This window comes from Pontibacterium sp. (assembly GCF_041587635.1).
In the GTDB taxonomy this organism is placed as follows: Bacteria; Pseudomonadota; Gammaproteobacteria; order Pseudomonadales; family Balneatricaceae; genus Pontibacterium.
In genome coordinates, this window is record NZ_JBFGYC010000074.1 from 1 (window position 1) to 10,894 (window position 10,894).

Here is a 10,894-nt window from a genome sequence, read left to right on the forward strand (position 1 = left end):
CCCCGGCCAGACGGATGGTCAGACCCTCGACCTTGTCACCGTTCTCGTTGATCCACTGCTTGGCGGTATGGATCGCACGGCGGATGGTCTCGCCCTGATGGTCCTTGTAGTAGAACACCAGGTTAGCGATGCGCTCGTCGGTATCAACAAACTCTTTCAGCGCGCCCGGAATCGGGCTGGACATCATGTAGGTGAACATCAGACCACCCACATACATCTCGTCATTTGGAATTTGCGCCCAGCGCGGGTCATCGTTGTGCAGCAGGCGGTTGACCTGTTTCACCAGATCAGGAATACCTTTCGCACCGCCGACCTCCGGATCGAGCAACATGTGACGCTCCAGATCGGCCAGTGCATTCAGCACTTCGGGACGCTTGATGCCACCCTTCTTGTCGGTCTCTGCGACGATGTACAGCTCTTCCGATCCCGGGAAGCTGTCGTTCACCGCTTTCGAGCTGACGTTGTAGTCGTGGTTCTGATAGAGGATCGGGCTGCCCGGTTCGGACTCACCGATCACTACTTTTGAGCTGAAGTACCAGCCGCCTGCCAGCAGGAACGCCGCAAAGAACAGGGCGTTTTTAGCCGCACGTTCACCGCTGATGATGTTGGCGCAGGCGTAACCCACATTACGGAAGATGTTGTGCTTGATGTCGTGTTTCTTCGGCTTCGGCAACACGGACAGCAGCAGCGGCACCGCCAGCAACACGGTGACAATGATGGTCAGTGCCCACAGGGAGGCGTAGTGCGCCAGCTTGGTATTGAGTGGGATCGAACCGATCGCAATCAGCAGCAGACCGATCGCATCAGAAACGACGCCCAAGCTCCCCGGACGGAACAAACTCTCGAAGGTGGTGCGCGCGGCCAGATGATGATCCGCGTGGTCGTTCAGCTCCAGATAGTAACGCTCCACGATCTGAATCCCGTGCGACATGGCCCGCGCCGAGATCAGGAACGGAATTACCAGACCCAACGGGTCCAGGTTATACCCGAACAGGGATATGATGCCGATGCCCCAGATGGAGGAGACGATCACCGCACCCAGCGGGATCAGCACCCCGTAGGCTTTACGGAAATAGAAGATCAGCAGCGCGATCATGATCAGCGCGGTAAACAAGAAGATCTCGATGATCTGATCCAGGTACTGGTACGCCCAGCCCACCAGCATCGGCTGGCCGGTCACATGAATCTTGATCCCCGCAACGGCTTCATCAGCGCGCATCTTCTGGATCTCATCAAAGGTTTTCTCGTAGTCCAGCTGACCTTCGTTGAGCTGCGCCTTGATCAGCGCCATCTTCATATCCGGCGACACCAGCGGGCCGTACACACGAGGATCGGCGGTCACATCACCGCGCAGCTTATCCAGCGCGGCCGCATCCATCTCCCCGCCCTGAGGGTCGTAGTAGGACTTGGAATTGACGTTGCCTTCCGGGGTCATCCACACCTTACGCGAGTTACGGTGGGTCACACTCGACACGAGGTTGTGGTTGATGCCCGGAAGACTGTCCACCGCCAGCGTCATGCGGTGGATCTTGGCCAGCGCTTCATTGCTGAAGATATCGCCCTCTTCCACTTCGACCCCAACGATGATCACATTGGCGCCACCAAAGGAGGACTTAATCTCGTTGTGCAGCTCAATATACGGATGGCTCTGCGGCAACAGGTCCGCAAAGTCGGAGTACATCTTGACGCTGGGGATCTGGTAGGCGAAGAACAGGGTAATCGCCAGAATGATGCCCAGAATCGATTTAGGATGACGGAAGACCGACTCATCCAGGTTATGTAGAAAGTGCGTCGCCTTGTGAGCGCCTGCAGACTTTTTATCCATCAGACCAACCCCTTACTTCTGTGACAGTTGGGTAGCGCCGGAAGAGATATCCAGCGTGAAAAGAGAACCGGCACCGCCCGCAATCAGCAGCTCGTTGTTGCTGAGTTGAGTTGCTGCGCGCAGGTATACAGGCTTGCCGTGGGTTTTCACGCGCTGCCATTGATCACCGTTAAGCGTCAGGACGGTATTGTGATCACCGAAGGCGAACAGCTGCGAGCCCGCTTGTTGAAAACCATAAATAGGCGATTCGGTCGGGGTGGTTTGTTGTTGCCAGCTCATACCGCCGTCGGTGGTGTGCAGAATTTGACCACTCAGGCCGCCGACCCAGCCGGTGGTAGTCGATGTGAATACCGCACCCTGTGTATAAAAATCGTTGGGAATATATTCCGGAGGGTTCCAGTCCTGACCGCCGTTCTCACTTTTGGCCACGACACCGAATTCGCCGGTCGCGATCACCGTATTGTTATCCACAAACTGAATGCCAGTGAGCAGGGCGTCTTCATTCAGGCTGAAGGTATTCCAGCTTGTGCCCTGATCGCTGGAGTTAAGAATGGTAGAGAAACTGCCCACGACCCAGATGCTATTGTCGGGTGCACAGGTCAGTGCGAGCACATCTTCTTGCGTATCGATTGCACTGGACTGCCAGCTGCTTCCGTTATCGCTGCTGCGCCAAAGTGTTTTATCCAGACTCAGAGCGACGAAGCTCTGGTCAGGGCACTGTGTCACATCTACCAAAGCGGGCTTGTTGTTCAGCGTCTGGCGTTGCCATTGCTGCTCATTGATCGGGCTGGTCAGTACCAGTCCGTTATTACCCACCACAACCATCATCTGATCGTTGCTGGCCATGCTTTGAAACTGGTCGGTGCGGCGGATGGATTTGGATAACTCCTGCTCCACCTTCTCAAGGTTTAGCGGTGCTTCGCAACCGGCTAACGACAGGCTTAGTGCTGAAATCAGCAAGCCTGGTTTAACCGATAAGGCGATGAGCTTGTTTGTTTTTATAGATGCCATCGTCAATATCTCTTGGGTAATTCTAAAAGCTGTGTTGAACCTGTTGGGTGACTTTTAGAGTGTTAAAAAATGACTACAGATTAAGTCCCCTGTTTGGCGCTTTTGTATCGCGTCCACTGGCGTTGGTTGTTGAGATTAGTACGTACCAGCGGTGTGGTCACGCCAACTCGTGCAATATCTGTGTGCGCGAGTTGTCTGAGCTGATGATCCAGGCGTGCATCTGAGGCCGCCGGATCAACTTTTAATAGGTGTTGTACCACCGTTTTGCTGAGTAACAGAGGATGCCCTCCACGGCCTTGGTAACAAGGTTTGGCAATACGTTTGTTTTGCAGTGCGCGGCGAATACGGAACAGCACAGCGGGTGCCGGGACAGGATTATCCAGTGGCACCAGCAGCGTCTGTTGGCTGATAAAACCTTTCAGCGCCTGCTGCAGGGTGCTAAACGGCCCGCGTGCCGGATTGGGGTTATGTGTGTGCTGAGTCCCTGCTGCTTTGTTTAACAGCGGACGTGGACGAAACCCGGTGGCCAATACAATCCGGTTGAAGCCGGCACGGCGTAGCTGTTGGATCTGATATTCCAGCCAGCTGATTGGCTGTCCCGCACAGCTCAGTGTGCGCAGCCCTTTATGGATACGACCACTGCGGCTGGAACGACCACCGGCCAGAATAATAGCGGTACTCATGCCGATGCCTCGTGATGCATGTCAGGCTTTGTGGATAACTGTTGGCGCTCTCGAAGCTGCAACAACTCCGCCATGCAACTGACGGCAACCGCCATCGGTGCTTTGCCCATGTCCGGTAAGCCGATGGGCATATGTACGTTGCTATCATCGATCCCTTCATTATCGAGGCGATGGCGGAAACGAGTGGCTTTGGTTTTACTGCCAATCACGCCCAAATAGGCCAGATTCCAGCTGCTCATCTGTTGCAGCAGTTCGTAATCGAGCTTGTGGCTGTGAGTCATGATCAACACCGTGGTGTTGTGATCGGCCTGATCTAGGGAGTCCGCGAAGGCGGAAGGGCGTACGTTAACCTCGTCTGGAAACGCAGCCGGGTCTGCCCATTGCGGACGACCGTCAAATACACTGACGCGAAAATCCAATGCGCTCGCAAGGGGAGCCAGTGCGCGTGCGATATGACCGGCACCAAAGATCCATAATTGAGGAGCGTCTTTAGCTTTGCGCAGCAAGGTGCGATCGGCACCGGCGTTCAGACGTTCACTTTTGCCTCCGCTGATCACCTGCGGTTGCCAGCAAGAGGTATCGCCCAGCGATTGTTTACCCGCGGTGAAACCACCGACGAGCTGTAAACGGTCTTCGGTGTCGATCTGATAGATGCGTTGTGCCTGTTCGTTCATCAGCGCCTTCAGTGTCGGAGGCACCATCACCAAACGGGCTTCCACACGACCACCGCAGCACTGATCGGTATGGCAACCTAAGCCATGATCTATCGTCATGGTGCTGGCTGAAGGCAACTGTCCCGTTTCCTGCCAGCGCCACCAGCTCAGCTGTCCGGCCTGCATCAGTTTCCATTCCAGATTGCCACCGCCCACACTGCCGAGCCAGCGCCCGTTGCTGAGCAACAGCATCGAATCACCGGGTTGTGTTGGCGCAGAGCCTTTCACCGACGTGATCAACGCTTCCAGTACCGGGTAGGGTTGTTCGCCCAGTGGGTTGTGGAAGTGTTGCAGCGCTTCAACGTTTGTATTCATTGCGATCTCCTGTGGACATCAGGTGCCGGATTGGCTTCTGTGATGGACACCAATCCGGCTTGCTCAGCGAGTGGATCAGCTAAAGCTGAGTCCGTTTTCTTTGATCGCTTTCAGCACTTTCTCTGGGGTGATTGGTGCTTCCTTGAACTGTATACCCAACGCGTTGTAAACGGCGTTCGCAATCGCGCCCACCGGGCTGGTCAGGCCGGCTTCGCCGACACTTTTGGCACCGTAAGGCCCGTGTGGATCGGGATCTTCCACCAGAATCACCTTCATCTTCGGCATGTCGGACGAACCGTACATCTTGTAGTCGGTGAAGCTGCTGTTTAGCGCCAGACCTTTCTCGTCGTAATAGATCTCTTCGGTCAGGGCCATGCCGATACCTTGCTGTGCCCCACCCACCATCTGACCTTCGGCCATTGCTGGGTGTAAAGTACGACCGATGTCGTGGGTATGGACCAGTTCCAACAGATCGATCTCACCGGTTTCGGTATCGATCTCAACTTCTACAAAACAGGCGCCAAACGGTGGTGAGTTGTGCTTGGAGAAATGGCTGGAGAAACCAAAAATCTGCCCGGGCGCCCCTTCCGGTTCACCGGTTTCCGGATCCATGTAGTTATACACACCCAGATGGCAGATCTTCGCCACGGTGATGCTGTTCTCCGGGTTGTTCTTGGCAAAAATGGTTTTGCCTGCAAACTCCAGATTATCCACAGTGGTGTCGAGGTGACGCGTCGCCCGTTCCAGCAACTGCTTCTTCACATCATCACAGGCTTCCATGATGGCGTTACCACCCACATACGTGGTGCGGCTGGCATGGGAGCCGATATCGAAACCGTTGGCATCGGAATCACCGGTTTTCAGATGGACTTCGTCCATCTCCAGTCCCAATGCTTCAGCGGCGATCTGCTGCAACACGGTGTGGGAACCCTGACCCAGGTCAGAGCAGGCGACGGAGACAACGGCGCTGCCGTCTTCGTTCATCATCACCGTGCAGACGGTGTGCTCCAGCAGCATCGGCGTAGCACCAGAGGTGTGGTTCATCACTGACACGCCGATACCGCGACGTTTCACGCCGGTCTGGGTTTTCAGCTCGTCAGACTTCTTGTTCCACTCGATTGCCTCTGCACCCTGACGCAGACATTCGCTCAGCTGACAGGATGGATATTTCACACCGAAGCACCAGCCGTCGTCGCCCACCCCTTTGTGCCAGTCGAGACGCCATTGCACAGGATCAAGCTCGAGTTTGTTCAGCGCACGGTCGATCAGCTGTTCCAGTACGAAGTTCGTCTGTGGATTGCCGTAACCACGATAGGCACCGGCCGGGGCCTGGTTAGAGAAGTAAGACTCACCCTGATAACCCAGCGCACCAAATTTATACATGCCACTCAGCCATGCTCCTGTGGTGAAAGGGACACCGGATGCGTGGGTGAAGTAGGCACCGGTATTGGCTTTAAAACGTGCCTGACAGGCAACGGGAGTTCCGTCTTTCTTGAAACCCAGGCGCATCCAGTAATCACCGGCGTGACGGCTTTCGGAGATGATCCAGTCCTCCTCACGCAGCGTTTGAACCTTCACCGGACGCCCTGGTACTGCCAGCGCCATGGCACAAGTTTCAGGCTCGGAGATGATCCCCAGACGGGCACCAAAGCCGCCGCCGATGGTGGTGGAATGGATCTTCACCTTGGACATTGGCAGATCAAACAGGCGGGCGATCTTCAGATGGGTAATCTTCGGCATCTGACCGCTGCTCCAGCAGTTCAGACGACCACGGCCATCGACCTGTGCAATATAGGCATGCGGCTCCATCTGGCACTGTTTCTGTTTGTTGACGTAAAAACTGTCCTCAACAATCAGATCCGCCTCTTTCATTGCATTGTCTGCGTCACCCCAGCCGTAGCTGTTACCCGGGAACATCGCTTCCGGAAGCTGGAATGCCTGGTTGTTCGGCTTATCCGGATGCAGCTGCAATGCACCATCCGCCTCGGCTTCACTCGGCGTCATAAACACGTTCAGCGGTTCGTACTCCACAATCACCTTGGCAGCGGCACGTTCGGCTATCTCTTCTGAGGTAGCGATTACGCCGCATATTGCATCGCCCTGGTGACGGACATGACGGGTGAAGATGGTCTGATCCTTCAGATCGCCCAGCAGTTCGCCCACTTTGTCCGACACCATCTCGTCGCACGCGCCGGTGTTGTACGTGTTCTGTGTCACATCCTCGGGACCGAGTACTTTCACTACGCCCGGCAGTTTCAGCGCTTCGCTGAAGTCCAGACGTGTCACGCGAGCGTGGGCATAATCCATACAACGGACGATCTTGCCGTACAGCATGCCCTGCATCTTTAGGTCAGCGGCATAAATCGGCTGGCCGGTGACTTTCTCGTAGGCATCAACTTTAGGTACATTTTTTCCGATCACTGCAAACTGGCTCATGCGTTCACCCCCGCTTTTACTTCAACTGCGTTGTCCCACTTGGCATCCGTTTCAGGGAAGCTCTTTGCGGCTTGCTGTACGGCTTTAACAATGCTGTCGTAACCGGTGCAGCGGCAGATGTTGCCTTCAAGCTCCTTGCGGATCTCTTCTTCGGTTGGATTCGGGTTTTTACGCAGCAAACTGGTGCTTTTCACCACCATGCCCGGTGTGCAGTAACCACACTGAACGGCGGTCTGATCGATAAAGGCTTGCTGCACCGCATTGAGGCCATCAAATGCCAGACCGGCAGAGGTGGTGATGGAGCGGCCGTTCATGGTGGCGGCCAGCGCCATGCAGGAGCATAGACTGTCTTTGTCATCCACGATCACGGTGCATGCACCGCATTCGCCGGTACCACAGCCGTATTTGGTGTCGGTAAAGCCGAGCTGCTCACGCAGGGTGTCCAGCAGGGTTTGATGCACCGGCACGGTGAGATTCATCGCAGTGCCGTTGATGGTGAGTTGGATTGCGCGTTCTTTCATGATTTCTCCCTCTATCCCTTACTGGGCGGCCGTAGCGGCTTGTTCGATCAGACGTTTCATCACTACACCGGAGACCATCAGGCGGTACTCGGCGGTGGAGCGTTTGTCGTCAATGGGGGAGATCTCAGTCGGTACTATATCGGCTACGTGGGCCAGCAGTTCCGGGGTGATCTCTTCGCCGATCAGTAACTGTTCGGCTTTTGGCAAACGCAGGGTGGTCGGACCGACACAACCCATGGCCATGCGTGCAGCACGACAGACATTACCGTCCATATCGAGGCGTACGGCGCCATTCAGCTTGGCCAGGTCTTCGTTTACGCGGGTCATACGACGGAAAGCTGAACCGGTTTGCTGTTGTGGAGCATCAACGATGATCTCGACAACTAACTCATCAGACTGACGGGCGTTCTGGTTGTAACCGGTCCAGAAGTCTTCGATTGGCACTTCACGTTTACCGTTCTGACTTTGCAGAATAACGCGTGCACCCAGTGCCATCAGGGCACAGCTACAGTCTCCTGCCGGGCTGCCGCGTAAAACATTACCGATGACGGTGGCTGCGGTACGGATCTGAGGGGTGGCGAAAACCCAGGCTGCCTGCCACAGCGCTGGATATAAGTTTTGAATTTCCGGTGTTTCAAGAATCTGTGCCACCGTGGCGCGTGCACCAATGTGCAGTCCGCTGTCACGGTTAAAATCGATGTAATCGAGTCCACCCACTTCGGACATGGAAATCAACACTTCTGACTGGTGACGCACCTTCATTGCCACCACTAAATCGGTGCCTCCGGAAATCAGCTCTGCGCGATTCTGGTAGTGCGCCAACAGGTTGATTGCTTCCGATGTGCTTGTGGGCACCAGCAGATCAAACTCTGGCAAAATACGACTACTCATAGATCTACCTACCTGGTTTTTATTGTGTTTACTGAGGTATTCAGGTTGTTAGCGATGCCGCTCGGGTCTCGCATAATCCTGTAATTACAAGGGCAAGCAGAATGCCAACTCGAAATGTTTCTTTGTTTTCAATAGGTTAGGATGTTGTCTGAGTGTCGGTGAGGGAATTAGTGATGAAATCATCACTTTGTGAGTGAGCAAAACATTTATCATTTAATTACCCATGCAAGTTCAATTGAAATTGCATGAGATAGGCGGTAGGGTCGGTACTATACTGGCTGATAAGTAACCACAAATAGAGTCTTAGGGCCGATTGTTCTTTCTTGAACAAGCGGTCTACTATTTGGTGTAAAGTTCAACCATATGAACAAACGATTCTCCATCGGTGTAAAACCGGATGCTGAAGAACAACAATAAAAAAGCACGCAGTGAGGCAGTAGTTTTATGTTGAAGTCACAGGTGAGTAGTCAGACGCCGTTACCTGACTACAGTGATCTGCTCAAACGTATCCATTTTGATGAAGAGACCGGTCACATCTGGCTGGACGAAAGTCAGATGTTATTGCTGGATGCCACCGTATTCAGCGATATGCGTCGGGTGATGATTGAAACGCTGGGGCTGAACGGCGCCCGCGGAGTATTGACCCGTATCGGTTATCTGGGTGGCTACAAGATGGCCGACCTGGCCCGTAAAATACACCCGTCGACGTCTGATAAAGATGCGTTTGTTATCGGGCCTCAGCTCACAATGGTTACCGGTATGGCATCGGTGAACGTGTTGGCGTTGGATATGGATCTGGATAGCGGCGAGTTTTACGGTGAGTTTGAGATTTTGGGCAGTGTTGAATCGGATTCTTTTGTGGAAGACTTTGGTGAAACTGACGAGCCCATCTGCTGGCATCTGATCGGTTTCGCCAGCGGTTACACCAGCCATTTTATGGGACGTGAGATTATCTACCGTGAGGTGGAATGCAAAGCCAGTCATGGTGGTAATCGTTGCGTCATTATCGGTAAACCTGCCGAAGAGTGGGATGATTATCAGCTGGATGCTCAGTACTTTGAGCCACTGAATATCAAAGACCAGATGCTGGACCTGCAGGACCGGATCGTTGGGCTGCAGAAAAAGATCGAAGGTCAGGGTGAATCAGCTCAAGCCTGCGGCTCCGTGGGTGTTTCAGAACGTTTTCAATACGCCTGGACGATGGTGGAAAAAGCCGCCAACAGCCAGATTACCGTGTTGTTGCTTGGTGAAACCGGGGTGGGTAAAGAGATGTTTGCCCGCGGTTTACACCAGTGCAGTGACCGGGCGGATACGCCGTTTGTGGCGATCAACTGCGCAGCCATTCCCGCCAGCCTGATCGAGTCAGAGTTGTTTGGTGTGGAAGCCGGTGCATACACCGGCGCCAACCATTCCCGTGCCGGACACTTTGAGCGCGCCTGTGGCGGTACGCTTTTCCTTGATGAAGTGGGTGAATTGTCGCTGCAGGCGCAAGCGTCTTTGCTACGTGTATTGCAGGAAGCTGAAGTGGTACGGGTGGGCGGTAGCGAAGTGCATAAGGTGGATATCCGCCTTGTGGCAGCCACCAACGAGAATCTCGAAAAAGCGGTTGAAGAGGGGCGCTTTCGCGCAGATCTCTATTATCGCCTGAATGTGTATCCGATCACGATCCCGCCGCTGCGTGAGCGAGTGGAAGATATTCCGCTGCTGGCGGATCATTTCCTGAAGAAATACTCCGCCCAGTACGGCAAAAAGATCAAAGGTATCTCCGACAAAGCGATGTTGATGCTCAAATACCATCAGTGGCCGGGCAATGTGCGTGAGCTGGAGAATATGATCGAACGGGGGGTAATCCTTGCGGATAATAACAATGCGATTAACGTGTTTGATCTCTTTGTCAGCCCCGAGCCACCGAGCAGCGGTGGCGGGCGAAGTCTGAACAAACAACAGCAACAACGTATTGCCAGCAGTATTCAGAGTGAAGACTGGGCGAATGATCTGGTGGAATCCGGCATCGGTCTGGATATGGTTGAGAGTACGCTGATCAATAAAGCCATGTGCAAAGCCAACGGCAATGTAGCGCACGCCGCTCGTTTACTGGGGTTGTCGCGGCCTGCTCTGGCATACCGTCTGAAGAAAGATACTAAAGAGGGTAAGTCCAAAACTGACGCTGAGTGATACCTTAAGGTATTGTCCGTTTTGGGTTAAACCGGGGTAGAGGGAGTTCAACGCTTGAATAGGTTGAGCTTCTATCGACGAACGTATCTTTTAAATACTCGACTTGAAAATAGGGTAATTAATCGGGGCTTACTGCTTTGTGAGTTTTAAAGCGTTTCAGAATAACGGTTTCCAAGAGTGTGTCTTCAATATCAAAACCGACGAGACTGTAGATAAAACTGTGTAACTGCCTATTATTGAGCCAGCAATGGCTAAGGATAGGCAGTATGGACAAGCAACAACTTGAAGCCTTCGCACGCGAAGCCGCTAAATCGATCAAAACCG

9 protein-coding genes are annotated in these 10,894 nt (G+C 53.9%); 1 reads left to right on the forward strand and 8 read right to left on the reverse strand.

The window, feature by feature from the left end; genetic code table 11:
* The 7 genes from ABYW01_RS06045 to ABYW01_RS06075 form a co-directional block, all read right to left on the reverse strand.
* Positions 1–1,825: RND family transporter (locus ABYW01_RS06045; protein ID WP_372831598.1), on the reverse strand; the 1,825-nt coding region annotated here is incomplete at its 3' end.
* 12 nt (positions 1,826–1,837) lie between these two features.
* Positions 1,838–2,836, reverse strand: coding sequence for a WD40/YVTN/BNR-like repeat-containing protein (locus ABYW01_RS06050; RefSeq protein WP_372831599.1), 999 nt, complete (start codon positions 2,834–2,836; stop codon positions 1,838–1,840).
* 80 nt (positions 2,837–2,916) lie between these two features.
* Positions 2,917–3,519, reverse strand: coding sequence for an NTP transferase domain-containing protein (locus ABYW01_RS06055; RefSeq protein ID WP_372831600.1), 603 nt, complete (start codon positions 3,517–3,519; stop codon positions 2,917–2,919).
* On the reverse strand, positions 3,516–4,547 hold the full coding sequence (locus ABYW01_RS06060; RefSeq protein ID WP_372831601.1) for an XdhC family protein: 1,032 nt from the start codon (positions 4,545–4,547) through the stop codon (positions 3,516–3,518). The genes ABYW01_RS06055 and ABYW01_RS06060 overlap by 4 nt, the downstream gene beginning before the upstream one ends.
* Positions 4,548–4,622: 75 nt before the next feature.
* Entirely contained in the window at positions 4,623–6,983 is a 2,361-nt protein-coding gene (locus ABYW01_RS06065) for a xanthine dehydrogenase family protein molybdopterin-binding subunit (RefSeq protein ID WP_372831602.1), read from the reverse strand.
* Positions 6,980–7,504: a (2Fe-2S)-binding protein gene (locus ABYW01_RS06070; RefSeq protein ID WP_193955425.1), complete on the reverse strand. Its 525-nt coding sequence runs from the start codon at positions 7,502–7,504 to the stop codon at positions 6,980–6,982. The genes ABYW01_RS06065 and ABYW01_RS06070 overlap by 4 nt, the downstream gene beginning before the upstream one ends.
* 18 nt (positions 7,505–7,522) lie before the next feature.
* Positions 7,523–8,395, reverse strand: a complete 873-nt coding sequence (locus tag ABYW01_RS06075) for a xanthine dehydrogenase family protein subunit M (protein WP_372831603.1) — start codon at positions 8,393–8,395, stop codon at positions 7,523–7,525.
* A gap of 444 nt (positions 8,396–8,839) precedes the next feature.
* Between ABYW01_RS06075 and ABYW01_RS06080 the strand changes: the two genes are divergently transcribed.
* Positions 8,840–10,570 (forward strand): sigma 54-interacting transcriptional regulator, encoded by a 1,731-nt coding sequence (locus ABYW01_RS06080; RefSeq protein ID WP_372831604.1) that lies wholly within the window; start codon positions 8,840–8,842, stop codon positions 10,568–10,570.
* Positions 10,571–10,688: 118 nt separating this feature from the next.
* On the opposite strand, the gene ABYW01_RS06085 is transcribed toward ABYW01_RS06080, so the two are convergent.
* Positions 10,689–10,894 (reverse strand): hypothetical protein (locus ABYW01_RS06085; RefSeq protein ID WP_372831605.1); only part of this gene is annotated, 206 nt, incomplete at its 5' end.